Source organism: Bacillus sp. JZ105, from assembly GCF_053903125.1.
Genome location: NZ_CP096387.1, coordinates 886,819 through 911,720 on the forward strand (window position 1 = coordinate 886,819; position 24,902 = coordinate 911,720).

General features: G+C 39.6%; 26 protein-coding genes and 1 tRNA gene. 20 read left to right on the forward strand and 7 right to left on the reverse strand.

Going from position 1 to position 24,902, the window contains the following annotated elements:
- Window positions 1-36 precede the first annotated feature (36 nt).
- Window positions 37-588, forward strand: coding sequence for a TetR/AcrR family transcriptional regulator C-terminal domain-containing protein (locus tag M1D81_RS04440; protein WP_456265520.1), 552 nt, complete (start codon window positions 37-39; stop codon window positions 586-588).
- 893 nt (window positions 589-1,481) lie between these two features.
- The gene (locus M1D81_RS04445) at window positions 1,482-2,186 is read left to right on the forward strand and encodes a hypothetical protein (protein ID WP_456265519.1); all 705 of its coding nucleotides are present in this window, start codon (window positions 1,482-1,484) and stop codon (window positions 2,184-2,186) included.
- 33 nt (window positions 2,187-2,219) lie between these two features.
- On the opposite strand, the gene M1D81_RS04450 is transcribed toward M1D81_RS04445, so the two are convergent.
- From M1D81_RS04450 to M1D81_RS04470, 5 genes are all read right to left on the reverse strand, one after another.
- Complete coding sequence (locus M1D81_RS04450) at window positions 2,220-2,750, reverse strand: histidine phosphatase family protein (RefSeq protein WP_456270898.1); 531 nt, start codon at window positions 2,748-2,750, stop codon at window positions 2,220-2,222.
- 76 nt (window positions 2,751-2,826) lie between these two features.
- A complete protein-coding gene (locus M1D81_RS04455) occupies window positions 2,827-3,024 on the reverse strand; it encodes a hypothetical protein (RefSeq protein ID WP_456265518.1) in 198 nt (65 codons plus the stop codon).
- A gap of 142 nt (window positions 3,025-3,166) precedes the next feature.
- The gene (locus M1D81_RS04460) at window positions 3,167-3,436 is read right to left on the reverse strand and encodes a hypothetical protein (RefSeq protein WP_456265517.1); all 270 of its coding nucleotides are present in this window, start codon (window positions 3,434-3,436) and stop codon (window positions 3,167-3,169) included.
- A 64-nt stretch (window positions 3,437-3,500) separates the two neighbouring features.
- A complete protein-coding gene (locus tag M1D81_RS04465; protein ID WP_456265516.1) occupies window positions 3,501-4,190 on the reverse strand; it encodes a DUF1963 domain-containing protein in 690 nt (229 codons plus the stop codon).
- An 18-nt stretch (window positions 4,191-4,208) separates the two neighbouring features.
- Window positions 4,209-5,012 (reverse strand): DUF2262 domain-containing protein, encoded by an 804-nt coding sequence (locus M1D81_RS04470; RefSeq protein ID WP_456265515.1) that lies wholly within the window; start codon window positions 5,010-5,012, stop codon window positions 4,209-4,211.
- A gap of 540 nt (window positions 5,013-5,552) precedes the next feature.
- On the opposite strand from M1D81_RS04470, the gene M1D81_RS04475 reads away from it, so the two are divergent.
- Together M1D81_RS04475 and lepB are read left to right on the forward strand one after the other, a co-directional pair.
- On the forward strand, window positions 5,553-7,496 hold the full coding sequence (locus M1D81_RS04475; protein WP_456265514.1) for an LTA synthase family protein: 1,944 nt from the start codon (window positions 5,553-5,555) through the stop codon (window positions 7,494-7,496).
- Window positions 7,497-7,651: 155 nt separating this feature from the next.
- Window positions 7,652-8,218, forward strand: coding sequence for a signal peptidase I (gene lepB, locus M1D81_RS04480; RefSeq protein ID WP_456265513.1), 567 nt, complete (start codon window positions 7,652-7,654; stop codon window positions 8,216-8,218).
- 41 nt (window positions 8,219-8,259) lie between these two features.
- Here the strand turns inward: lepB and M1D81_RS04485 are convergent, their stop codons facing one another.
- Window positions 8,260-9,555 (reverse strand): homocysteine synthase, encoded by a 1,296-nt coding sequence (locus M1D81_RS04485; RefSeq protein ID WP_034624044.1) that lies wholly within the window; start codon window positions 9,553-9,555, stop codon window positions 8,260-8,262.
- A 265-nt stretch (window positions 9,556-9,820) separates the two neighbouring features.
- Here M1D81_RS04485 and M1D81_RS04490 point away from each other — a divergent pair, with 265 nt between their 5' ends.
- From M1D81_RS04490 to M1D81_RS04545, 12 genes are all read left to right on the forward strand, one after another.
- Entirely contained in the window at window positions 9,821-9,976 is a 156-nt protein-coding gene (locus tag M1D81_RS04490) for an FbpB family small basic protein (RefSeq protein WP_029706872.1), read from the forward strand.
- A 163-nt stretch (window positions 9,977-10,139) separates the two neighbouring features.
- Complete coding sequence (locus M1D81_RS04495) at window positions 10,140-10,907, forward strand: ABC transporter ATP-binding protein (protein ID WP_456265512.1); 768 nt, start codon at window positions 10,140-10,142, stop codon at window positions 10,905-10,907.
- Between the two features lie 29 nt (window positions 10,908-10,936).
- Window positions 10,937-11,914, forward strand: coding sequence for an aliphatic sulfonate ABC transporter substrate-binding protein (locus tag M1D81_RS04500; protein WP_456267161.1), 978 nt, complete (start codon window positions 10,937-10,939; stop codon window positions 11,912-11,914).
- Window positions 11,911-12,741 (forward strand): ABC transporter permease, encoded by an 831-nt coding sequence (locus M1D81_RS04505; protein WP_456265511.1) that lies wholly within the window; start codon window positions 11,911-11,913, stop codon window positions 12,739-12,741. The genes M1D81_RS04500 and M1D81_RS04505 overlap by 4 nt, the downstream gene beginning before the upstream one ends.
- Window positions 12,742-12,758: 17 nt before the next feature.
- Window positions 12,759-13,901, forward strand: a complete 1,143-nt coding sequence (gene ssuD / locus M1D81_RS04510) for an FMNH2-dependent alkanesulfonate monooxygenase (protein WP_456265510.1) — start codon at window positions 12,759-12,761, stop codon at window positions 13,899-13,901.
- Window positions 13,902-14,442: 541 nt separating this feature from the next.
- Window positions 14,443-14,655, forward strand: coding sequence for a hypothetical protein (locus tag M1D81_RS04515; protein WP_024425336.1), 213 nt, complete (start codon window positions 14,443-14,445; stop codon window positions 14,653-14,655).
- A gap of 115 nt (window positions 14,656-14,770) precedes the next feature.
- On the forward strand, window positions 14,771-15,517 hold the full coding sequence (locus M1D81_RS04520; RefSeq protein WP_456265509.1) for an ABC transporter ATP-binding protein: 747 nt from the start codon (window positions 14,771-14,773) through the stop codon (window positions 15,515-15,517).
- Window positions 15,495-16,961, forward strand: a complete 1,467-nt coding sequence (locus tag M1D81_RS04525; RefSeq protein WP_456265508.1) for a hypothetical protein — start codon at window positions 15,495-15,497, stop codon at window positions 16,959-16,961. The genes M1D81_RS04520 and M1D81_RS04525 overlap by 23 nt, the downstream gene beginning before the upstream one ends.
- Complete coding sequence (locus tag M1D81_RS04530; protein ID WP_456265507.1) at window positions 16,945-17,850, forward strand: PqqD family protein; 906 nt, start codon at window positions 16,945-16,947, stop codon at window positions 17,848-17,850. The genes M1D81_RS04525 and M1D81_RS04530 overlap by 17 nt, the downstream gene beginning before the upstream one ends.
- The gene (locus tag M1D81_RS04535; protein ID WP_456265506.1) at window positions 17,847-18,128 is read left to right on the forward strand and encodes a hypothetical protein; all 282 of its coding nucleotides are present in this window, start codon (window positions 17,847-17,849) and stop codon (window positions 18,126-18,128) included. Before M1D81_RS04530 ends, M1D81_RS04535 begins: the two co-directional genes overlap by 4 nt.
- A gap of 77 nt (window positions 18,129-18,205) precedes the next feature.
- On the forward strand, window positions 18,206-18,889 hold the full coding sequence (locus M1D81_RS04540; RefSeq protein ID WP_456265505.1) for a hypothetical protein: 684 nt from the start codon (window positions 18,206-18,208) through the stop codon (window positions 18,887-18,889).
- A 127-nt stretch (window positions 18,890-19,016) separates the two neighbouring features.
- Window positions 19,017-19,090 (forward strand) — tRNA-Gly (locus tag M1D81_RS04545).
- Between the two features lie 98 nt (window positions 19,091-19,188).
- Here the strand turns inward: M1D81_RS04545 and M1D81_RS04550 are convergent.
- Entirely contained in the window at window positions 19,189-19,785 is a 597-nt protein-coding gene (locus tag M1D81_RS04550; protein ID WP_025093299.1) for a hypothetical protein, read from the reverse strand.
- Between the two features lie 83 nt (window positions 19,786-19,868).
- On the opposite strand from M1D81_RS04550, the gene queG reads away from it, so the two are divergent.
- From queG to M1D81_RS04570, 4 genes are all read left to right on the forward strand, one after another.
- On the forward strand, window positions 19,869-21,017 hold the full coding sequence (gene queG, locus M1D81_RS04555; RefSeq protein ID WP_024425329.1) for a tRNA epoxyqueuosine(34) reductase QueG: 1,149 nt from the start codon (window positions 19,869-19,871) through the stop codon (window positions 21,015-21,017).
- 61 nt (window positions 21,018-21,078) lie between these two features.
- Window positions 21,079-21,981, forward strand: coding sequence for an amidase domain-containing protein (locus tag M1D81_RS04560; protein WP_456265504.1), 903 nt, complete (start codon window positions 21,079-21,081; stop codon window positions 21,979-21,981).
- A gap of 43 nt (window positions 21,982-22,024) precedes the next feature.
- The gene (gene trmL / locus M1D81_RS04565) at window positions 22,025-22,498 is read left to right on the forward strand and encodes a tRNA (uridine(34)/cytosine(34)/5-carboxymethylaminomethyluridine(34)-2'-O)-methyltransferase TrmL (RefSeq protein ID WP_024425327.1); all 474 of its coding nucleotides are present in this window, start codon (window positions 22,025-22,027) and stop codon (window positions 22,496-22,498) included.
- A gap of 444 nt (window positions 22,499-22,942) precedes the next feature.
- A complete protein-coding gene (locus tag M1D81_RS04570) occupies window positions 22,943-24,838 on the forward strand; it encodes a PrkA family serine protein kinase (RefSeq protein WP_024425326.1) in 1,896 nt (631 codons plus the stop codon).
- Window positions 24,839-24,902: the final 64 nt, after the last annotated feature.

The window sequence follows — 24,902 nt, forward strand, 5'->3', positions numbered from 1 at the left end:
AAAATCAGAAAGTGTTTAATAAAGGAGAAGATCTATGTGAATAAAAATGATCTGCGTGTTCTAAAAACAAAGCAAAATATACATTTTGCATTAACTAACCTATTAAAAAAGAAACTATTAACTAATATAAAGGTAACTGAACTTTGTAAAGAGGCAAATATAAATCGAGGTACATTCTACTTCCATTATCAAGAGGTGGGAGATGTCTTTAAGGAGTTTTTTGAGGAAATCATGTTAGATTTAAAAGAATCTTATTATGAGCCTTATCGTCATACAGAACTTCTTGAAATAGAAAGTTTGGATCCAAATACAGTTCGTATTTTTCACCATATAAAAAAATATGAGGATTTTTATAAAATTGTATTATCTCAAGATGTATCTACAGAGTATTATTTCATGTTATTCGATGAGATACGTTTACTTTGTAAAGAAGATAAATATGTGGTACACCACGTGGTACATAATGAGTATTTCTATTCCTATTTAGCTAATGCAATTATTGGGTTAATTATTGAGTGGTATCGTCATGATTTTAAAGAATCCGCTGATGAAATGAATGTACTTTTAGTAAACATCCTTAAATTATAAAATGCAGGGACACATGCAAAGACTGTGGGAAGATACTTCAAAAGGAAAGATGGCTTTTTTATCTTTTACCACATAAAAGATTGTTAAATATTGCACTGAAAGTAACGGGTGCTTTAGTAAAAGAAGCCAAAAGGGAATTCTGAGATTCCTTCCTTGTGTTTAGTTAATAATCATTCCCAGTTTTCTTCAACCCTCGGTATATTCTCATTATTGTAGAATTCGTAAAACATTTCTGATAAAAACTTTTGACGTTCTTCATTAGACTTCCAAATGCTAAGGTACATAGCAATCTTCCATCATTTCTTCTACTGTATTCATTTCGACATCCCCCATCAACTTTTCTAATAGTATTTTCCCATTCTTGCTTTACACTCTAATTTCACTCGACATAAGAAGCTCGAGGTTTATTTTTTGTTTTGTAGATAGAACATATCAACCTATTAGAAAATAGAGAACATGATACCTTTAGATGATTCACAATATTTGATAAGATACATTTAGCGATCTAAAGACAGGTGGATCAATCAGATACTTGCCCGGGAAATAACCTTGAAACGATGATCTAATGATTAAGTCAAAAGTTACTGACTGTGTGATCTAAGATATTCGATTGTTTTTAATCATCGTTTAAACTGAATTGATCATTGGGGGCAAATATACATCTTTAACGGACATAAGCATTGTCACCTAGTTATAGGGAAGATCTTCATGAAAAATTAATATGACAATGAAGAATTACTGACAGGAGGGAATGTTTCAAACGTATATCGTTTGATGGTGATATCGCTTTTTAAAACATGATTCTTGAAGGACATCTTGAACATGATCAAAAAGACATTCAATTCATTCATCAACATAGAAAAGAATAGATGTAAAAAGGCGGTGTTGTGATCTTGCAATCGAAGACGATATTACAGACCATCATTCAAGACGAGGGCTCAAATGATTATCCTCTTTTTAGACAGTACTGTGTGAGAAAAGAACAGGGCTTGCGTAAAGATGCGCTAAAAGTTCTTCAGTCCTTTATTGAAGAAATGAAGGAGAATGATTTTGAAGTACAGCGTGAATTTGCTGCTTGGCTGTTTGAGTGGATTGAACGATTTGAGGATGGTCATCATCTGCTTGTGTATCCGCTGGTAAATGGGGTGATCCAGCCTGTTTTTCAAACGTGGGAGAATGTTGACCCAATGGATGTGAGACCGTACCGCTGGCAAGGTATGTTTGTACATCAAGGAGAAGGGCTGCCCTATTTATTAAAGGCACTAGAGCTTGGGGGCAGCAAGGAGCAGCGTGTGATTGTTCAAATTTGTGAAATCTATTTATCGGCCTTGTGGTATTCGTTTCATCATATACATGAAGATCTTTATTTAAGCACCTATGAGAAGGATCAAGAGAGAATTCAAGGGATTGAACGTGTTATGATGCTAATTCAAGATCAAAGAACTCGCACGAATGTTCAAAAACAAGCTGTCTATTATGACCAGCTTTTAATGGATTGGATGGCGTTTCAGCAGACCGAGACAAGAGGCTTTATGAAATGGTGTGCGGAGCGTAAGAAACCGTATGAGTGGGTAGAGGCCTTTTATTATCAGCAATAGATGAGAAAACGGCAGAGTTCATTCTACCGTTTTTTATTGCCATATTCGCTTTGCTTCTATATGATCTGGACTAAAATATTTCAGGATATAGACATCTGGATTGCTTAGTTTCTTCCACTCCTCGAATCCAATCGTTGGATCGGCGTGTTTAAGAAGCAGGCTCATGATATTGCCATGTGTGACGAATAGGGTATGATCTTTTTCTAATTTTATTTGTTCGTGGAGTGCTTCTACAATACGATTCATGGCTTCTTGGCTCGATTCTCCGCCTTCACAGGCCATATGTAAGTCTGTAAAACTGAGCTTTAGTTTCTCATACCAATCGTCTATTGGTTTACTGCTTAATACACGTTCAGAGAGGCGCTGATCGATTTTTATCTCGAGCTGTTTTGCATGAGCAAGGGGCTCAGTAGTTTGGATCGCTCGTTTATAAGGACTTGAGATAATTTGATTGAGATGAATGCTGGAAAAAAACTGTACCAGTTCTTGAGACTGAGTGATGCCTTGTGGTGTTAAAGCTGCATCTTTAGATTGTCCATCTGCATGGCAGTGTCTGACGATAATAGTATGTTTTCATTGGATACACCTTTCATTTAAGTATAAAAAAATCATCCAGTATTGGATGAGGATTTACGAAGATCTAGGTAAGCTTGTTCGTTTCTGTTTCTTTATAGGGATCTGTGAGCTTGGAGGTCAGGTCTAGGTTGAACAAAAAATCATCGACGGTGTCTGTGCCAAAGGGAAGTGTGGAGAAGTTGATTGGGATGCTGTCTTCTTGCTTTTCTGAAGTGACTTGCTGTGCAGGCTGCTTTTTTCTCCAATTCTTAAACAAGCGCATGTGAGGCCCCCTTTTCTTTGAAAAAGATGGATTTATACATAATATACGGGGAGAGTTGTCCAGGCGTCAAATGTTTTCTTCAAAAGGAACGATTCACTTGATAAAAAAAGAGCCACAGGAAAGTGCGGCTCTTGTTGTCAGTTTACATTGCGCGTTGTAAAGCTTGCAGTAATTTACGTTCGCATCTTAAGTTGTATCGTTTCTTATGGAGTTTCTCCGTTTTAAACCTGCCTATGACACGTCGAACATCGGGATCATAAAAGATGAGCTCCCTGCAAGTTTGTTCATGTAATAGTGTTTGAAACCAGCTATATTTTTTGAGATGTGCTGCGTTCCTCGAGATCTCCTCTTCATCCACTTGTAGGAAAGGGATATACACAGCAAGTGAAAAGATGTCTAAAATGAATCCCATTTTGCTTCCTCCTTTCATATTATTCATTACGCTTAGGAGAAGGCTAGGTTTCATTCAATAAACGTTAAAAACAATCCCAGTGCATAAACCATTCTTTTGATTCTTTGTCGTAATAGAAATACATCGTGCCGTTATCACCAATCATGAAACGAGGTTTTTCTTCTGAGGCGATTTGCAGCATGAATTCGCCTTGTTGTTGATGGGGCGGGGATTGAATATACGCCCCATATCCACCGATTTTTGTGAACGAATAATTTGTGTATTGATTAAAGAAGTGGTTTGTGGCTTCTTCACTTTCGTTGACTTCTGATAAATCGACGTATGACCATGCTTCTTCCCAGCAAGGGAAGTCCCTTTGCTCATTTTCGTTCCATTGGATTTGAAAGGCTTTGAGCCCTCTCACTTCTTCAGGAGTTTCAGCTACTTCTAAACCTTCGATTGATGCATATTCAATGAGCTTCCAGCCTTCACCGTTTTTGGTGATATCAATCGGAAGTGTTTTCTGATTAAGAAAAATTTGAATCAGCTTACATTCATGTAAGCCGTTCATTCCTCCTGGCACTTCTGGTAAATAAATTTGTAAAATCGGAATCATGGCCCCATCTTGATCTGTCGGCCAGCCTTGGTTAGGATCAATGAAAAAATGGCCGGCAAACCAGCTGTGTACAGCTGGATCAGGACGGAAGCCGCCAATTTTGGCGATGGCTGGCGTTTTCCCGATTAGATTTAATTCTTGAAAAGCTTTGATCTCCATGGGTTATTCCTCCAGCCTTTAGCCTGCAATGTGTGCATCATGAAATGTGCCATTTATATTTCCTGTGACAATAATGACATGACCCCAAAATAAATCACCGTCATGATAGTAGACTTCAAACTCTCCCTCAGGGTAAACATGCAGGCTTTCAAGTGAAATGCGGCTTATAAATTGATTCAGTGTGAGTTCTTCTTGCTTTTCAGCTGATTCGTCTTGTTCCTGCCAATCTTTTGCTAGATCTATCAGTTGATTCGCCGCAAATGATTTAATAGAAGAATCCCATTTGGCTTGCTCTTGCATGAGCCGGTTTGCTGTTCGAAGAGAGTCATTTATTTTTTCATCTTCTTCGAGGTTGAAGTAGAGAAGGCACTCTTCATTGCTCCATTGAATTGTCTTTTCAAATAAGTCTAGTCCTTTTACTAACTCAAAGGTTCCAAGTGTGTCGTCATGATAAAACACAGGCTTTTGGGCTTCTTCTAAAATCTCTTGAAGTGCTTGATCCTTTGTATCTGTATTGATCAAAGATACAAGCATGAATTCACCTTCGCCTTTTCGGACCTGAATTGTAACGATTGATTCTTTATGTAATTGTGCCTGTTTTTCCCTTAATCCCTCGTCATCTGTTAACCAGCAAAGTCTTACATTTTCGGTTGTAATATGGCCGTTTTCTTTCCAAGCAATCAGTGGAATAGAAGCGATCCAAAGAGGTACCTGTCCTGCTTTCCCTGCACCAACGCCAGAAGGTCCTGTAACAGCAATGATAGTGACTACATCTTCTGAAAATCTTTCTTCAAAAGTGTTGATTTGTTTGTTAATCTTCATGTGATGTCCTCCAGCCTGATTTTTTTGTCATGAACATATAAGTGTTGTGATCAAATGCTACCTCTTTATCACACCGCACATCAGTAGGGCAAATCAAGCTTTTTTTGTTTAAAACTGTTTTTTAGGGAGGTACATGGATTAATGGAGGTTGAGTCACAATAAAAGAAGCAAGGATCGAATTTTGTATAAATTTGGGTAAATGAGTCGAAAAGCCTAGGTGATTCTTCCTTTTCTTTATAATTACTTTGACACGAATAGATGAAAAAAGTAAAGTAATACTGAGTGATTTACAAAACCTTCTTCATCCACTAAAACATGAAGTGTGCGCAAATTTAATGTAAATGGATATTTTTCCTTTTATTTACTCGTATTTTTTTTGAAACTTATGATGCTTCTCATTCGTTATATTAAAGGAGCGCATGTATCCGGCGGAGACAGAGCATCGGCATGCTTGGCAAAGAAGATTTACATTTGCAAAATGAATGTAAATTTTTTATGATTTCATTTATATCAGAACAATGATAAGAAAGAAGAGGTTTTATGAAAAAAATATTTGCAAACAAATATAGCTTTTTTGTTTTGGCTGTCCTTTTATTCTGGGCAAAATCGTACACAGCCTACAAAATGGATTTTAATTTAGGAGTAAAAGGTTCTATTCAAGAGGGGCTTCTCTTATTGAATCCATTTAGTTCAGCCATTGTGTTTTTTGGACTTGCTCTCTTTTTGAAGGGGCGTAAATCTGCCATTGTTTTAATTGTTATTGATTTTATTATGACCGCACTTTTATATGCAAATGTAGCGTATTACCGTTTCTTTGATGACTTTTTGACTTTCTCAACAATGAAGCAGGCAGGTAATCTTGGGGGAGGCATGACTGGCGGTGTGTTATCAAGTATTAAGCCGCATGACCTTATATACTTCCTTGATATCATCATCTTAATTGCGATTGTCATTTGGAGACCAGAAGTGAAGAAGTTCCAAATGAAAAAAACATTTGCACTACTGATTGTGGCTGCAGGTGTAGGACTATTCTTTGTTAACCTTCATTTAGCTGAAAAGGACCGCCCTGAATTATTAACAAGAACGTTTGATCACAAGTATGTTGTGAAATACTTAGGCGTTTATAATTATACGATTTATGATGGGGTACAAGCAGCACAAAACGCAACACAGGTAGCGAATGCGAGCAGTGAAGATTTAACGGATGTTGTGAACTATACGGCTTCTCACTATGCGAAGCCAAACCCAGAGTATTTCGGTAAAGCAAAAGGGAAAAACATCATTAAAATCCATTTGGAAAGCTTCCAGACTTTTTTAATTGACTACAAACTCAATGGAGAAGAAGTAACGCCGTTTTTAAACAAACTGGCTCATGGTAAAGATGACTTTATGTATTTCGATAACTTCTTCCATCAGACAGGTCAAGGAAAGACAGCTGACGCTGAGCTCATGATGGATAATAGTATGTTTGGCTTGCCAGAGGGAGCTGCGTTTGTGACAAAAGGTGAAAATACCTACCAATCACTCCCTGCCATTTTAGATCAAAAAGCAGGCTATACGAGCGCAGTGCTTCACGGGGACTATAAATCTTTCTGGAATCGTGACACGATTTATAAACATATGGGATATGATCAATTCTTTGATGCTTCATATTATAATATGGATGAAGAAAATCTTGTGAATATGGGTCTGAAGGATAAACCGTTCTTCAAAGAATCAATTCCAATGCTAGAATCAATGAAAAAGCCATTTTATGCACATTTAATGACGCTGACAAATCATTATCCATTTAATTTAGATGAAAAAGATGCGACAATCGCTAAGGCAACAACTGGCGATAAAACAGTCGATAACTATTTCCAAACAGCAAGATATTTAGATGAGTCATTAGAGCAATTCTTCAAAGACTTGAAAAAATCAGGTATGTATAAAGACTCAGTCATTTTATTATATGGTGACCATAACGGTATTTCTGAGAACCATAACCGTGCAATGAGTGAAATTCAAGGGAAAGAAATCACTCCTTATCAAAATGCACAAAACCAGCGTGTTCCGCTCATGATTCGTATTCCTGGTAAGAAGGGCGGCGTGAACCATACGTATGGTGGTGAAGTCGACGTCATGCCAACACTTCTTCACTTACAAGGTATTGATTCAAATGAATTCGTGAATTTTGGAACAGACCTATTCTCTAAAAAGCATGATGAGACTGTTGCCTTCCGTAATGGAAACTATGTGACACCAAAATACACACTTGTCGATAATACCGTTTATGATACGAAAACGGGTAAAGTGGTGAAACAAAATAAAAAGACAGAGGCGATTAAAGCCCGTGTTGATAATCAGTTAAGTCTTTCAGATAAAGTGCTCTATAGGGATCTTCTTCGATTCCATAAGTTATCTGATTTCAAACCAGTGAATCCATCGGATTATTTCTATGGTAAAGCAAACAAAGAAAAAGAAGCGGATTCTTCTGCTAACTAACTGAGTTTTGGGCAAGCACAGAAAGGTGCTTGCCTTTTTCTCTCTCATTGCTTGATTTGTTGGCAAAATATGTTTATATTTAGGGAGGAACAAGCGTGACGCCGGCTGGCAGCTGGTGACACACATTTCGTCCTTGGGGAATTCAGGAGGAGCTTATGACAACAAATACAAAAACACAAAAAAAGAAATCAGAACTATGGGGCTGGATCAAAGCCATCTTAATCGCATTTATTGCTGTTTTTATCATTCGGAACTTTTTATTCGCGCCGTACATTGTAAAAGGGACTTCTATGGCCCCAACACTGCATAACACAGAGCGGGTGTTTGTGAATAAAACGGTTGATTATTTCGGTGATTATAAACGGGGACAGATCATTGTTCTTGATGGGGAAGACCGCAGCACTCATTATGTCAAACGATTGATTGGTTTACCTGGTGATAAAATTGAAATGAAAAATGATCAGCTATATGTTAATGGAAAAAAAGTGGCGGAGCCTTACTTAGCGTCAAACAAAAAGAAAGCAGCGGCAGATGGCACCTTGCTGACACCTGATTTTGGCCCTCTGACTGTTCCAAAAGGAAAGTACTTTGTCATGGGGGACAATCGCCAAAATTCAATGGACAGCCGCAACGGCTTAGGTCTTTTTACAAAGCGTGATATTCAAGGAACTACCTCATTTGTATTTTATCCTTTCCAAGACATTCGATTACTCAATCAATAATAAACAAGAAAAAAGCACACAGCCGTGTGCTTTTTTCTATGTTATTCAGACTGACTTTTTGTAATCGCCTGTTCAAGATCTGCAAGAATATCTTCAATCGCTTCTGTTCCAACAGATAAACGAATGAGCTCTGGTGTGACACCTGTCGCTTTTTGTTCTGCTTCGCTTAATTGCTGATGCGTTGTGCTGGCAGGGTGAATAATGAGGGATTTAGAATCGCCCACGTTTGCGAGATGAGAGAAAAGCTGCACAGAATCAATGAGCCTTTTACCTGCTTCGCGTCCACCTTTAATACCGAATGTGAGGATTGCGCCTTGTCCTTTTGGTAAATAGGTTTGAGCAAGCTCATAGGATTCGTGACTTTCAAGACCCGGATAGCTTACCCAATCGACAAGAGGGTGATCCTGTAAGAATTGTGCTGTTTTCAAGGCATTTTCACTATGCCGCTCAAGACGAAGATGTAATGTTTCTAAGCCCTGCAGAAGTAAAAATGAGTTGAATGGCGACAGTGCTGCCCCTAAATCACGTAAGAGCTGTACTCGTGCTTTTGTGATATAAGCCGCTTCTCCAATCGCTTCTGTATATGTCAGACCGTGATAGCTTGGATCTGGTTCAGTCAGTCCTTTGAACTTATCGCTGTCAGCCCAGGGGAACCGGCCGCTATCAACGATGACGCCGCCAATTGATGTACCATGACCGCCAATAAATTTCGTCGCTGAGTGGACGACAATGTCTGCACCAAACTCGATAGGTCTTAATAAATAAGGGCTGGCGAGCGTATTGTCCACAATAAGCGGGATATGATGCTTGTGTGCAATGGCTGAGATGGCTTCAATATGTAAAATGTCGCCTTTTGGATTTCCAATGCTCTCTGCATACACTGCCTTTGTTTTGTCTGTGATCGCCGCTTCGAGTTCTTCAAGGTTGGATGAATCGACGAATTTTACTGTAATTCCAAGTTTTTTGAGTGTATGGGCAAATAAATTGTAGGTGCCGCCATAAAGACTGCTTGAGGAAACGATTTCATCTCCGGCTCCTGCAATGTTTAAAATAGAATAAGTCGTCGCTGCTTGTCCAGAAGAAACAGCAAGTGCACCAATTCCACCTTCAAGCTCAGCGATACGCTTTTCAAATACGTCATTTGTAGGGTTCATAATACGTGAATAAATATTTCCCGGTTCCTGAAGACCAAATAAATTCGCTGCATGCTCACTGTCTCTAAAACCAAAGGAGCTCGTTTGGTAAATAGGCACGGCTCTTGAATAGGTCGCTGAATCAAGCTCCTGACCTGCGTGAATGGCTTTTGTTTCTAAACGAAATGGACGTTCTTCTGACATGTGTGTATCCTCCTTTTGTTAGATAAAACCAACTGTTTTGATAAGAAATATTTAATAAGACTATAAATCTTGTTCCCTGCTCGGTCAATCATTTTTTAGATAAATCTGAAAAAACAATAAATGTAGTTGACAGGTAGGAATAGTGTGTATTAACATGAGCATACTGAAAACACGAACAAGAATGGCTGATCGGTCAACCGAAGGCTCTATCACTCAAGCATGAGTGAAGAGCCTTTTTTTATTTGAACAAGAAAGGATGATGAAGATGGAAAAAAAGAAAAAACGAAAAAAATACAGAAAACACATGGATCTCACACTAGACATATTGATTGAGCGGAACAAATATGAGATTTACAGCAGCAAGGAACGAATAGAAGCGATTTACGATCGGATCGATGAAAAGCATACAAGGACAAAATAACCATTTTATAAATTTGAGTTGATTTATGGGATTAATATGATTTAGGATGGTGCTAACAAATCAATATGATTAGCTGATCGGACAACGCGAAGGCTCTTATCTCTTTTTTGGGATAAGGGCCTTTCTGTGTATTTATCTGATCGCAAGAGGAGTGAAGGTTTCAATGACGATTTCAATTGATATTGTGGATAAATCCTTTTGGAAAGACAAACAGTCCATTCGGGTACTTGAAAACTTGAGATTGAGCATCATTCCTGGTGAATTTATAACAGTAATAGGTCCGAGCGGATGCGGGAAAAGTACGTTGCTAAAAATCATAGGCGGGCTCGACACAGCGTATGATGGGCAAATTTTGATAGGAGACAGACAGGTCACAGAACCAGGAATGAAACAGGGCTTTATCTTTCAGGAACACCGCCTGTTTCCATGGCTGACAGTCGAAGAAAATATAGCGGCCAATTTCAATTTAAAACAACAGGATGTGCGCCGCAAAGTGGATGAACTGATTGAAATTGTTCGTTTAAAAGGATTTGCACACGCTTATCCACATGAGCTCTCCGGAGGAATGTCGCAACGGGTTGCCATTGCGAGAGCACTCCTTCGTGATCCGGAGATCTTATTGCTGGATGAACCATTTGGTGCGCTGGATGCATTCACACGAAAGCACTTGCAGGATGTGCTGCTGGACATTTGGCAGGAGAAAAAAACAACAATGATTCTCGTTACTCATGATATTGATGAATCGATTTATTTAGGAAATGAAATTGTGCTAATGCAAGCGAGACCTGGCCGAATCCATAAAATACTTCCTGTGAATCTGCCTTTTCCGCGTGATAGAACGTCAACTGCTTTTCAAAGCTTAAGACAAAAGGTGCTTTCAGAATTTGAGAAAACAGATGAATTGTTACTAACTGATGGATCAGGGATTTAGGGAGGGGAAATCGCATGAAAAAGAAACAGATGATCGTTATCTTTTTGACTCTTCTGCTTGTTTTAGCAGGGTGTGATCAAGCAGCAGACGGCTCAGAAAACAAGGTGAAAGAAATTAGGATTGGGATTCAGCAAAGTTTGAGCCCGCTGCTTTTAGCAAAGGAAAAAGGGTGGTTTGAACAATCATTTGAAAAAGAAGGAGTGAAGGTAAAGTGGGTGGAGTTTCAAAGTGGTCCTCCCCAATTTGAAGGACTTGCTGCAAATCAATTAGATTTCTCGCAAGTTGGAAACTCACCTGTCATAGCAGGTCAGGCAGCAGGTATTGATTTTAAGGAAATTGGTTTATCTCAGGATGGGCTGAAAGCGAACGGTATTTTAGTGAATAAGAACAGTAAGATTCAAAAAGTAGAAAACTTAAAAGGGAAAAAAATTGCTGTCGCTAAAGGGAGCAGCGGCTTTGATTTTTTATACAAAGTATTAGATCAGGCAGGTTTATCTGCCAAGGATGTTCAGATCATTCAGCTTCAGCCAGATGAAGCGATATCAGCATTTGAAAATGGGTCCGTTGATGCTTGGTCGATCTGGGAGCCGTTCTTATCACTTGAAACGATAAAGAAGGGAGCAAAGCTGCTAGTGAATGGGGAAGCGACCGATTTATATTCTCCAGGTTTCACACTTGTTCGAACTCAGTTTGCTGATCAGCATCCTGAACTAGTAGTGAAATTTTTAAAGGTTTATGACCAAGCGGTGAAATGGCAGAAGGCACATCGAAAAGAGGCTGTTACTCTATATGCGCGTTTAAAAAATTTAGATAAGAAGGTCGTCACACAAGTATTAAACAATACGGAACCACTCAATAAGCCCATTTCGAAGAAGATCATCAATGCTCAGCAGCATACCGCTGATTTTCAATATCAAACAAAAGCGATCAAGCGGAAAATTGATGTCAATCAGGTTGTAGATAATTCGTTTATTGAAAAAATGCTAAAAGAGGAGATGAATAAATGAAAGCTATTTCGAACCCGGCTTTAGCATCTAAAATTGAGCGGTCAAAGAAAAAAAGGAGAAAAGCTTCTTCTTTATATAAGTTAAAGGGACTGGTATTACCTCTCCTACTTATTGCAGTTTGGCAGATCATAGCTGGTTCTCAAATCGTTTCTTCCACTGTCTTGCCTTCGCCTGTCTTGATTGCAGAATCCTTTAAAGAGTTGATTCGTTCTGGTGAACTGTTTGGCCATCTATACATCAGCCTTTATCGAGCGATATGTGGATTTTTACTAGGGGGAGGCTTAGGTCTTTTGCTGGGCGTATGCGTAGGGTTTTCTAAAAAAACAGAGCAGTATGTAGATCCGACATTGCAAATGTTGAGAACCGTTCCACATTTAGCGGTCACTCCTTTATTCATCCTCTGGTTTGGCTTTGATGAAACGGCGAAAATTTTATTGATTGCACTTGGGGCTTTTTTTCCGATTTATATGAATACTTTTCTAGGTATTCGCAGTGTAGACAATAAGCTGTTTGATGTGGCCCGCGCCTTAGAGTTTAATGTGTATCAAAGCATCACAAAGCTGATTTTACCGGCTGCTCTTCCTCATATTCTTCTGGGCGTGAGACTGTCATTAGGAATTGCTTGGCTTGGTTTAGTGGTAGCTGAGTTGATGGGTTCAAGCAGCGGGGTCGGCTATATGATTATGGATGCAAGGCAATTCTCTCAAACGGATAAAGTGTTTGTAGGAATTATTATCTTTGCAGTAGTTGGTAAGCTGACAGATTCATTTGTACGTCTGTTAGAAAAGCGTCTGCTCAAGTGGCGCACTAGTTATCAAGGTGAATAATAACAGGGGGCGATGTGATGAATATTTTATGGTTTATTCCAACGCATGGAGACGGCCGTTATTTAGGATCAGCAAAAGGGGCAAGACAGGCAGACTATCCATATTTTAAACAGATTGCTCAAGCAGCTGATCAGCTTGGGTATACAGGGGTCTTGCTGCCTACTGGGAGATCATGTGAAGATCCATGGCTGACGGCAGCTGCTTTAGCTGCGGAAACCACTCATTTAAAGTTCCTCGTGGCTCTTAGACCAGGGCTGATGCAGCCGTCTGTTGCTGCTAGAATGACTTCTACATTAGATCGTCTTTCAGGCGGAAGGCTGCTGATTAATGTGGTAGCAGGGGGAAGTAAAGAGGAGCTTGAAGGAGATGGGCTGTTCATTTCTCATGATGAACGCTATGAGGCAACAGAAGAATTTTTGACAATTTGGAAGCGGTTATTGAATGGAGAAAATGTACAATTTCATGGCAAACATCTACAAGCGGAGAATGGCCGTCTGTTATTCCCACCAGCTCAAACACCCCATCCACCAGTCTTTTTTGGCGGATCATCATCAGCAGGAATTCAAGCAGCCGCCAAGCATACAGATGTCTATTTAACTTGGGGCGAACCGCCTGCACAAGTAAAAGAGAAAATTGCACAAGTGAAGAAACAGGCTGAAAAGGAAGGAAGAACGGTGAAGTTTGGCATTCGTCTTCATGTGATTGTGAGAGATATCGAAGAGGAGGCATGGGAGGCAGCGGAACATCTGATTCGTCATTTGGATCAAAAAACAATTGATGAGGCGCAAAAAGTGTTACAGAGGATGGATTCAGTAGGTCAAAGAAGAATGGTGGAATTGCATCAAGGGAGGAAAGACAAACTTGAAATCAGCCCAAATCTTTGGGCCGGCATTGGTTTAGTACGCGGCGGTGCAGGAACAGCACTCGTCGGAGACCCGCAAACAGTAGCAGAACGTATCCTAGAATATGAGTCTCTAGGCATTGATACATTTATCTTTTCTGGATACCCGCATCTAGAAGAAGCTTATTATTTAGCAGAGCTTGTTTTCCCGCTCCTTCCATTCAAGAGATCAGGGGCTACAGGACTCTCTGTGCCAGCTGGTGAAATCATTGGGAACAATCATTTCCCAGATGCTGCCTATGCTGCTAGTTCCTCATAAATATGAATAAGCAAAGCAGTCTGCGATGGCTGCTTTGCTTTTTTTCATAGAATAGGAGCGAGTCATTTGTTGTGTATTGCTGAACAAGGTAAGGGCTTTTTTCCCAATCGATTTTCTTGTATATACATATTTTTAGAGCCAAGAGAAGAAGGAAAATGTGCTCACTCTTTTATCGGAATGATCAGTAAATATTTCATAATTGATGTTATTGCGACATATAATCAGGACTTTTATATCTGATATATCGGGGGAATTCTTTCTATCTCACAAAAAAGAAAGAATAAATATGATAGATGATAAATATGGACTATTTGAAAAAGAGAAGAAAAAAGATGGTGAGAATGACATTAAATGGGTTTTGTGGTTCTTAAGAGGTGTTAAAATCTAGTAAATAAGAGGCGGGTTAAACAGATGAAAGTGAATAATTGAATAAAAAGTCATGTTTTAATCAAATGTACGTTCGGTCAAAAATGGGATGTTCTGTAGATGTTTGGCGTGTGACGCCTATGATACGATCATCATAAGCTGGGAGGTGAAAAGTATGACTTATGCAGCGCCGCAAGTTGACTATTCCACTATGGAACCTGCTATTATGGACCAAGCTTGGTTCTTAGTATTTGTTGCTGTCCTTCTTGGATTGGGAGCAACAGTCGTTCTAGGAGCAGCAGTTTGGTGTATCGCAAACGGCAAGGGTAGCTTTACAGGAGCCGTTCAGTGGGAAAGTGGTTTAAAAGTCAAAATTGAATGTAAGTAGCTATACTTAGGATTCATCTTTTTGCTTCTTAGATAAGACACCAGGGCTAAACCGTCTGTGGCGGGCGGTTTAGCCTGATCTGTTTTTAAAGAATATGCAGACACTTGGAGGTTATATGTTTACGATCGAGAATTTAACCAAGACGTATAAAAATAACGTGACTGCTGTCCATGATTTTCATTTAAAGATCGACCCTCATCAAATCGTTGCTGTTGCTGGACCGAATGGTTCGGGTAAAACAACGATGATTAACTGTATACTTGGCATCATTAAGCATACAGAAGGAAGGATTCACTTGCAGGACGTCCCAAATGATGAACCATCCTTTAAAAAACAAGTAGCCTATGTTCCAGATGACCTGCTGCTCCCTGAAGCATTGACTGGTGCTGAATATTTAGATTTTGTTTCTTCTATGTATGAATGTAAAACAATTCACAGAAGAAATCAACTAATTGAACTGTTTGATATGGACTCAGCATTATCAAGACCGATCGAAACCTATTCACATGGGATGAAAAAAAAGACACAGCTGATTGCTGCCTTTATGCTTGATAGTCAATTGGTGATCATGGATGAGCCCTTTAGAGGACTTGATATTGAAGCGGTTATAAACACAAAGAAACTGATGAAGCGGTATGCCGAGTACCATGGTGCGATCTTGCTTTCAACGCATGATATGCTTTCAGCGGAAGAGCTGTGCCACAAAATCGCCATTATTTCTAAGGGAAATAAAATGGATGAAGGAACGGTCTCAGCCTTAAAGGAGAAGTATCAATCAAGCACACTGGAACAGGTGTTTCTGAAAGCTTCAATGTTAAGTGATAGGGGTGCACATTTTGATGAAATCATTAATCATTTCTAAAATGATGCTTAAAATGTGGCAGCAGGAAATGTATAAGCTCTTTGATACTCAAACGAAGCGGATCATTGTGGTCTTATTCTTTTTGTTTGCCGTCACAATGGGAGCCATTATCGGATACAGCTTTACAGGTGTCTTTATGAAGGCTTTCTTAAATGGTGATGAACGTTCACTTGGATTACTCGTCGTGTCAATGGCGATCAATGCCTCTATTTTTACAAGCTTGTTATTTGTTTTGATCAAGGTCAGAACTCCTGAACAAGACCGGTTTTCTATGCAGCTGAGCTGGTTTCCGCTCTCTACCTTTCAGAAAAGTTTTGGATACTTCATTCCGATGGTGACAGTAGTGGCAGGGCTTGTTTTGTTTTTTATCGGCATCCTGCTTTTACCTAATTTTATTGCCCAGGGAATAGGTATTTTCTTTATCTTCACTTTCTTTTTGATGGTGCTTTTGCAGTCGCTTTTTGTCTTCATGCTGCTGCAGTTTATTTACAATATCACTTATTTGCTCGTTTTGAAATTAAGATTACCGTTGCAAAAATTTGCAGCGATATTTGTTTTATTGGCACTGGTTGTCATGTATGGATTGACGCACTTTAATATTAGCCAAATTCAGCAATCATATATTCAGTTTGATTATCATTTGATGTATTTGACAGCTCCGTTTTTCCTAGCGGCACAAGGAATGCCTCCTGAAGGGGTAAATTATGGGATCTTGATTCTGTTCATCCTCTTATCGGCAGTCGGCGCATTTGTTTCTCTAGCAATGATGCCGATTATGGCAGAGAAAAAAGCGTTAACCTTTTTACACAAGCTGCCGTTCTCTTCTTCAAAGAAGTGGTCGCTTATTGTGAAGGAAATGAAATCACAGGTGCGAAATGAAGAAAATATTTTAAATTTTCTTATTCTCCTCATTGTGATCTTATTCGTCCGTTATCAGTTTGGATTCCGCTTTGAAGAAGAAGCATTTTATGTTCTATGTGCTCTTGCTGGATTAACAGCCTTTAATTCGTTTGGCAATGATAAACGAATGCTGGGCATGTATAAAACATTTGGCCTGAGATCGTGGGAAGTGGCTTTGTATAAGTTTATCGGCCTTCTGCTCGTAGGTGTACTGCAAATTGTTTTATTCATGCTGACAACGCTGACGCTTCCTGATCAGATTTGGCACGCGTTGATTGGTGCTGCTGTGTTATGCAATGCCACTGCGCTCTTTTATGTAGTAGGTATTTTACTTCCCCTAGATCGAAACAATCCCTACACAGGCATATTTTCATTTGGAGCGCTTATTTTACTTATGATTCCGATTGTTTTTATTGGAAACTATGTCATAGGGGCGTCGAGTCAAACGCTTCAATGGCTGCTTGTGGCTGCATTTGAGTGTCTGCTCATCTTTGCCATATACAAAGGTTTTTCATGGAGGTATTCACATGATTCAACTTCTTAATAATAAGCTAAAGATTGAGCGGGTACCGGCACTAGCGCCGTATGTGACCTTACAAAAGAGGCATCTCACGGATACGCAGTATGGAAGCACACTCCCGATCAATGAAAGTGCCTATCATATGTTAACGAAAGTGGACGGTAAAAGAACTGAAGCGAGTATTACCGCAGAGCTCGCCGATTTGTTTCAGGTCGATGAGTCGGTGATTGCTCGTGACTTTTATCAGCTGATGATGGGATTGAATCAGCATCACTTGCTGTCTATTCATTATCATTCACCATATCGGATTGTGACAGCCTGCTGCCAATTTTTCAAGCAGTATCAAGTCAAAATGAAGGAACGATTTGATTGTACTGGTCACTCGTTCCTTCACATTTTTGGGACGGCTTTGCTCATGGTGACGCGTAAAATCATCTTTTTCTGGATGCTTTTCATGGTCATGGCAGGGATCGCATTTTTATTCATTCCTGATCCGTCGATTGCAGCCATTGCGATTTATTTTACGATTATTTATTTCGGGTTAATTACCGGAACCGCCTTACATGAGGCGGCACATGGCTATGCGCATCGAAAATTTGCAGGGCGGGATGGTCCTCAAGGCTTTTTTGCGAGTGACATGATGTCAGTGAAGTTTGTAAGACCTGCATTAGATCCGTTTCAGAAAAAGCAGGTGTGGATTACACTGCTTGGACCGCTCGTTCCCGGTGTGATTGGCGCAGCAGGCATCGTTGTGACCATTTTATTTCTAAAAGAAAACCCGGTTTCGACAGGTTTTTTCATTTTTTCAATCACGTATTTTATTCAATTACTCTATCTTCTTCCATTTATGGGAGATGGTAAGTCCATTATGAAGCAGTTATTGCTCGGGGGAATGGGAGGACAACGATCATGAACGTACAGGCGATGAAACAAGGCGCGATAGTTGGTAGTTTTCTAGGATTCTTAGGCTTTCCAATGCTGACAATCGGCGTATTATTCTATCATTTATTTCAATCAAAAACGAATGATGCTTTATTATTTAACAGTCTCGCTTTTGAGATGGAAGGCTCGTCCGCATTTACTTTTCAGATCAAGCCAAACTTTTTTATTTATATGATGGTGATTTTTGCTGTGAGTTTTCTTATTGTGGCATGCCTATCAGCAATGAAGCAGAAAAAAGCGAAAGATTAGGAGAATTCTCCTAATCTTTTTGTATTATGACCAAATTTTAGTATAATAAGAAATAAAAAACATCAAAGGGGATCACAATGTTTAAAAAATGGAGCATTCTTTTATTCACAGTTTTTCTACTAGCAGGATGCGGCGAGAAGGCTGCAGAAACCACGACGACAGAGAAGACGGTATCAGAAAAACCTGCAACAGAGAAAAATAAGGAAACATCAAATCACGATAAAGTAACTGTTAGACCAATGAAACTAACAAAGAGTGAAGAAAATCTTTTGGATGTATTAACAGCAGATAAACCCGAATTAATGATGACAGTGCAGGGGCTCAAAGCAAGTAATAAAAGCATTTCCTTAATCGGTGTGCATTACAAGGATGGACAATTACTGAAAGAAGACACAAAAGATGTCACCATAAAACTTCATCAAAATGGTGTCGATAAGAGTGTGAATTTTATCTACCAGCTAGATGAGGAAAAAGATGATCTGTTAAAAGCAATGTATGGCTTTTGGATAGATAAAGAGAACAACGAACTACGAAAACTTTCGACTAGCATAGATTTTAAACAGGACGTGGGAGGAAACACAACGATAACAGAATCAGATATTTTTCACATGTCTCCTGGAGAGAAAAAATTAATTTCTACTACCATCACAACTGGAATGAACTATGAGTTTTCTGGTTTAACAGGTTCTGAAAAGAATCTAAGAAAGGAATTAAAAGATGTGAAGCAGGCTTATTTGGTTTATTTGCAGCTAGATAAATAACTATCGTAATATATACGGAGAATATGAAGTTTTTTGACGAAAAATTTTCATATTCTCTTGACGAATTGTTAAGAAAGTTGTAACATAATAAAAGTCAACACGATGACGTTGCTTTTAAAAGATTGATGCGGGTGTAGTTTAGTGGTAAAACCTCAGCCTTCCAAGCTGATGTCGTGAGTTCGATTCTCATCACCCGCTCCAATACATAATTTTGTTTATAACGCAGTATTTCGTTTCTTAGATAAACGAAGTGTTGCGTTTTTTATTATGTCAGTATAATGTGAAAAAGCACTGTCAGGTTACAGTGCTTTTTCAATGAGTTCATATTTGCTTTCTCCGCCATGTATTTGTACAAACATCTTCGTCAAGGATTGAATAAGAGCTTCACTCTTTTCCCGGGAAATAGATGGCGGGAAAAGGATAATTTGAAGAATGTTCTTTGTGTCTTGAGAAATTTGTGCTTTACTTGCTTGAGAAAATAATCCATTCAGTCCTGCGCTGTCCTGCCATTCGATGTGACCAGCCTCATGTTTTGCCAGTGAAAGCGGTCCTTTGATGCGATCGGCATCTAAAGTCAGGATAGGTAAGAAATATTTTAGTGAGAAAAATATCGACAAATCCTGTACGGAATTGGTCGAGTCAATAAATTGTTCCTTTTGGATGTTAGAAAGAAGTGGAAGGAAAGGAACGTCTTTTAAAATATCCGTCCATTCTTTGATGGCTGATACTTCTTCTAAAACTTTATCTTCGTATTCAAAAAATAAAGATTCTTGAAACAGGCGTAATCGGCCTTTTAACATTTGAGGTGATGTACCCACTTCAATATGCGAATATTCAATCTGTCCAACATGGATAGACGGGTTTTGAGGATGAGAAATTTCCATATGTATCTTCACAGTGACTCACTCCAATCGGTCATGATACACTCGTATTATACTGAAAACAACAGAAGAAACAAAGAAAGGAGGTTTGCAAGGTGATTCATGTTGGAGAATTAAAAGAAGAATTGATTCAATATGCGAAAGAAATTGGTGTCGATAAAATTCGATTTGCAAGTGCCGACACATTTGATTCATTAAAGGACCGCCTCATCTTACATGAATCGTTAGGGTATTTGTCAGGCTTTGAAGAGCCTGATATTGAAAAAAGGACAAACCCTTCTTTGCTGCTTCCGAAGGCCAAATCAATTGTTGCGATAGCGCTCGCGTATCCTTCCAAAATGAAAGATGCTCCTCGAAGTACAAAGGATGCGAGACGGGGGATTTTTTGCCGGGCTTCATGGGGAACGGATTATCATGTTGTGCTGAAAAAAAAGCTTGATATGCTCGAAGAATTTTTGCGAAGCAAACATGTTGATATACGGACAAAATCAATGGTGGATACAGGAGAATTGTCTGATCGTGCTGTAGCAGAACGTGCTGGCATTGGTTTTAGTGCAAAAAACTGTATGATTATCACGCCAGAGTTTGGATCTTATGTGTATTTGGCTGAAATGATCACAAATGTCCCATTTGAACCGGATGAGAAAATTGAAGATCAGTGCGGAACTTGTAATAAATGCGTGGATTCGTGTCCAACGGGTGCGCTGGTGAATCCAGGGCAGCTGAATTCTCAGCGGTGTATTTCATTTTTAACGCAGACAAAAGGCTTTTTACCTGATGAGTTTCGTTCGAAAATAGGGAATCGATTGTACGGGTGTGATACATGTCAAACTGTCTGCCCGATCAATAAAGGAAAAGACTTTCATCTGCACCCTGAAATGGAGCCAGACCCTGAAATTGCGAAGCCGCTGTTAAAGCCGCTTCTGACGATCAGCAATCGTGAGTTTAAGGAAAAATACGGTCATGTTTCAGGTTCATGGCGGGGGAAAAAGCCCATTCAGCGGAATGCAATTTTGGCACTCGCTCATTTTAAAGATACATCTGCCTTACCAGTGTTAGTTGAGTTGATGCACAAGGATCCAAGACCGGTCATTCGAGGAACGGCTGCATGGGCAATTGGCAAAATTGGTGATGATCAGCAGCTCCCAGAGCTGGAAAAGGCTCTTGAGCGGGAAAGTGATGAAGAAGCGAAAGAGGAGATTGTGAAGGGGATTGAACTTTTACAGACACCTTTAAATACTAAATAACATCCCTGTGAACATAGAATGAACCAAACAAAGATTTTATAAAATGTTTGGTGGTGTCTGTGTGAAACAATTATTAGAGAAAACTTTAGAAGACAGGCTAGCGTATTTAATCAATGACCGTGTAATCAAACAGCCGCAGCTTATGTCTGATGTGGAAGCAGTAGAGCGGAAAAAAGAGCTTTTTGCTAGAAGACGGGTTGAGATTGTGAAGGCAAAAGCAAAAACAAAACTTCTCGATTCAGCCATTCAAGATGATGGGGCTCAGCATGTGCAGTACCTTGCTCATCTCACATATGTATGCAAGGATGTAGACGATTCTTTTTATTTAGAGGAACAGGTGGAAAAAAGAGAAGCGTTTCTTTATAACAACATGCTTGTTAAAGATCGGATGATGTTAGAAGAGCGGCAAAGCGAAGAGCATATGGATGAGCGCTTTCAGACCGAAGATCAATTTGGGAGAGCCTTTCATTATGACCGGCGGGCTGCCGTGAAGTATGCGGAGACATATTGGAATAAACGGAATCCAGCCTATAAAAACTTTGAAGATAACTGTACAAATTTTATTTCACAATGTTTGAAAGCAGGGAATGCGCCAACGAGAGGGTATCCGAACCGCGGGTCTGGCTGGTGGGTGCGTCCGCATACGTGGAGCTATAGCTGGACGGTGGCTCATTCGATGAAAAATTATTTAGCGAATTCAAAAGCGGGTTTGAGAGCAAAGAAACTCAAAGAAGCGCACGAGCTTCAAATTGGTGATGTCATTTGCTACGATTTTGAAGGTGATGGAAGGTATAATCATACAACCATTGTCGTTGATCATGACAAAGGCGGAATGCCTCTTGTGAATGCACAGACGTATGACTGCCGCATGCGTTATTGGTCATATGAGGATTCGACTGCCTATACACCTGCTATTCGATATATGTTTTTTCACATTTTGGACGATGCCGCGAAGGATAGTTAGTGGTATAATGTTGAGCGGAAAAGAAAATTAGAGGTGAACTTTTTTGGGACTTCATGTCGTTTTATATCAACCAGAGATTCCAGCTAATACTGGAAATATTGCGCGTACATGTGCAGCAACAAATACAACCCTTCATCTGATTCGTCCGCTTGGTTTTTCGACAGATGACAAAATGCTGAAGCGTGCAGGACTCGATTATTGGAAATATGCCAATGTGGTCTATCATGATTCACTTGATGAATTGTTTGAGGCACATCCGAAGGGGCAATTTTTCTATATCACTAAATTTGGCCAAAAGCCGCACACAACATTTGATTACTCTCAGCTGGATGAAGACTATTTCTTTGTGTTTGGAAGAGAGACAAGTGGATTGCCGAAAGATTTGATTGAACAAAATATGGACCGTTGTCTTCGTTTACCGATGACAGAACATGTTCGTTCTCTGAATCTGTCGAATACGGCAGCCATTCTTGTATATGAGGCACTTCGCCAGCAGCAATATCGCGATCTCACATAAGATCATGATAAAAGCCGAGATACTGAACTCGGCTTTTTTATGTGAAATCACTTTTTTTGACATGTTGAAAATGAAAAGGATGTTCCGCAAATGGAACATCCTTTTTTTCATTTACCAGGCTTGCCTTCGTAGCCAGCAGTGAAAATGGATACTAAAAACGTAATGATGACGCCCATCATAATGACCGTTCTCATATAAGCTCCCCCTTATCCCTTTGTTCCGTTCGCTGCCTGTTTCATATGATGTGAAGTTCACCTTGAAAAGCAGGAGAAGAAAATCATTTTTCTCCTATTTTTCCTTTATTATGAAGGGTCTTGCGGATGGTTGTCAATTCAGTTTGCCAATTCGTCATTTTGAAGAACGAAAGCATGTAATAGGACGCCTCCGCATAGATTGTAAAACAGTATCTGATTTCTAGCTTCAATCTTGAAAGAGGAGGTTCATATGGATATTTTAAAGAAAATCGAACAGCACAGAGAAGAAGAGCAGCGTCTCAAATGGGAAGGCACATTCAGCGATTATTTAGACATTATTAAGGAAAATCCACTTGTCGCTCAATCTGCTCATTCTCGCGTTTATCATATGATTAAAGACAGCGGGATTGAAGAGGAGAATGGGGTCAGAACCTACAAATTTTTTGATCAGGAGCTGTTTGGGTTAGAGGAATCACTCGAAAGATTAGTAGAGGAATATTTTCACCCTGCTGCAAAGCGGCTAGACGTCAGGAAGCGTATTTTATTACTGATGGGACCAGTAAGCGGGGGGAAATCGACGCTTGTCACTAGATTGAAAAGAGGACTTGAAGAATATTCATTGACAGATCATGGCGCAGTTTATGCGATCAAAGGCTGCCCTATGCATGAAGATCCGCTTCATCTCATTCCGCAAAATCTGCGGGAGGATTTCTATAGAGAATATGGGATTCGTGTGCAGGGGAATTTGTCGCCTCTGAACATGATGAGACTGGAAGAGGAATATGGCGGCAGAATTGAGGATGTAAGGGTCGAGCGGATCTTTTTCTCTGAAGATAAACGGACCGGTATTGGTACTTTTAGTCCGTCTGATCCGAAATCTCAAGACATTGCCGATTTAACAGGAAGCATTGATTTTTCAACCATTGCTGAATTTGGATCAGAGTCAGATCCACGTGCGTACCGCTTTGATGGAGAACTCAATAAAGCAAACCGAGGGATGATGGAGTTTCAGGAGATGTTAAAGTGTGATGAGAAATTTCTCTGGCACCTCCTGTCATTAACGCAGGAAGGTAATTTTAAGGCAGGAAGATTCGCCTTGATTAGTGCAGATGAATTGATCGTCGCCCATACGAATGAAACCGAGTACCGGTCGTTTATTTCAAATAAAAAGAACGAGGCGCTCCATTCAAGAATTATTGTGATGCCAATTCCTTATAACTTAAAGGTCACAGAAGAAGAACGCATTTATCATAAAATGATTTCAGAAAGTGATGTCTCAGATGTGCATATTGCCCCGCATACGCTGAAGGTAGCAGCGATGTTCTCCATTTTAACGAGATTGAAAGAGCCGAAACGTTCTGATATTGATTTGGTGAAAAAAATGCGTTTGTATGACGGAGAAAGTGTCGAAGGCTTTCAATCAGTCGACATTGATGAGATGAAAAAGGAATTTCATGACGAAGGGATGAGCGGAATTGATCCGCGGTATGTGATTAACCGAATTTCATCCACCATCATTCGAAAGAATATGGAATCGATCAATGCACTGGATGTTCTTCGCTCCTTAAAAGAAGGGCTCGATCAGCATCCGTCTATCTCCAGCGAGGACCGGGAGCGTTATTTGAATTTCATTTCAGTCGCACGAAAAGAGTATGATGATATTGCGAAGAAGGAAGTGCAAAAGGCCTTTGTGTATTCCTATGAAGAGTCTGCGAAAACGCTGATGGATAATTACTTAGATAATGTCGAGGCATACTGCAATAAAAACAAGCTGCGTGATCCGTTAACGGGTGAAGAAATGAATCCTGATGAAAAGCTCATGCGTTCAATTGAGGAGCAGATCGGTATATCTGAAAACGCCAAAAAGGCATTTAGAGAAGAAATTCTGATTCGTATTTCGGCTTATGCGAGAAAGGGAAAACGCTTTGACTATAATTCGCATGAGAGATTGCGGGAGGCCATTCAGAAGAAGCTGTTTGCTGATCTAAAAGATGTGGTGAAAATCACGACATCGACGAAGACACCGGATGAACAGCAGCTGAAGAAAGTCAATGAAGTAGTGGCTAGATTGATTGATGAGCATGGCTATAATTCAACAAGTGCGAATGAACTTTTAAAATATGTAGGCAGTCTTCTGAATCGTTAATAAATGAAGGAGGCATTATTGGCGCATCAGCACCGGTAATGTCTTTTTTAGAAATGATCGTCAA

Excerpts from the sequence above, each read along its gene's own strand:
- M1D81_RS04570 (WP_024425326.1), top strand. The coding sequence starts at position 22,943 with ATGGATATTTTAAAGAAAATCGAACAGCACAGAGAAGAAGAGCAGCGT.
- M1D81_RS04515 (WP_024425336.1), top strand. The coding sequence starts at position 14,443 with ATGACTTATGCAGCGCCGCAAGTTGACTATTCCACTATGGAACCTGCT.
- M1D81_RS04540 (WP_456265505.1), top strand. The coding sequence starts at position 18,206 with ATGTTTAAAAAATGGAGCATTCTTTTATTCACAGTTTTTCTACTAGCA.
- M1D81_RS04470 (WP_456265515.1), bottom strand. The coding sequence starts at position 5,012 with ATGAAGATTAACAAACAAATCAACACTTTTGAAGAAAGATTTTCAGAA.
- M1D81_RS04505 (WP_456265511.1), top strand. The coding sequence starts at position 11,911 with ATGAAAGCTATTTCGAACCCGGCTTTAGCATCTAAAATTGAGCGGTCA.
- M1D81_RS04475 (WP_456265514.1), top strand. The coding sequence starts at position 5,553 with ATGAAAAAAATATTTGCAAACAAATATAGCTTTTTTGTTTTGGCTGTC.
- M1D81_RS04535 (WP_456265506.1), top strand. The coding sequence starts at position 17,847 with ATGAACGTACAGGCGATGAAACAAGGCGCGATAGTTGGTAGTTTTCTA.
- M1D81_RS04490 (WP_029706872.1), top strand. The coding sequence starts at position 9,821 with ATGGAAAAAAAGAAAAAACGAAAAAAATACAGAAAACACATGGATCTC.
- M1D81_RS04495 (WP_456265512.1), top strand. The coding sequence starts at position 10,140 with ATGACGATTTCAATTGATATTGTGGATAAATCCTTTTGGAAAGACAAA.
- M1D81_RS04520 (WP_456265509.1), top strand. The coding sequence starts at position 14,771 with ATGTTTACGATCGAGAATTTAACCAAGACGTATAAAAATAACGTGACT.
- M1D81_RS04465 (WP_456265516.1), bottom strand. The coding sequence starts at position 4,190 with ATGGAGATCAAAGCTTTTCAAGAATTAAATCTAATCGGGAAAACGCCA.
- M1D81_RS04485 (WP_034624044.1), bottom strand. The coding sequence starts at position 9,555 with ATGTCAGAAGAACGTCCATTTCGTTTAGAAACAAAAGCCATTCACGCA.
- M1D81_RS04455 (WP_456265518.1), bottom strand. The coding sequence starts at position 3,024 with ATGCGCTTGTTTAAGAATTGGAGAAAAAAGCAGCCTGCACAGCAAGTC.
- M1D81_RS04460 (WP_456265517.1), bottom strand. The coding sequence starts at position 3,436 with ATGGGATTCATTTTAGACATCTTTTCACTTGCTGTGTATATCCCTTTC.
- M1D81_RS04530 (WP_456265507.1), top strand. The coding sequence starts at position 16,945 with ATGATTCAACTTCTTAATAATAAGCTAAAGATTGAGCGGGTACCGGCA.
- ssuD (WP_456265510.1), top strand. The coding sequence starts at position 12,759 with ATGAATATTTTATGGTTTATTCCAACGCATGGAGACGGCCGTTATTTA.
- M1D81_RS04525 (WP_456265508.1), top strand. The coding sequence starts at position 15,495 with ATGAAATCATTAATCATTTCTAAAATGATGCTTAAAATGTGGCAGCAG.
- lepB (WP_456265513.1), top strand. The coding sequence starts at position 7,652 with ATGACAACAAATACAAAAACACAAAAAAAGAAATCAGAACTATGGGGC.
- M1D81_RS04500 (WP_456267161.1), top strand. The coding sequence starts at position 10,937 with ATGATCGTTATCTTTTTGACTCTTCTGCTTGTTTTAGCAGGGTGTGAT.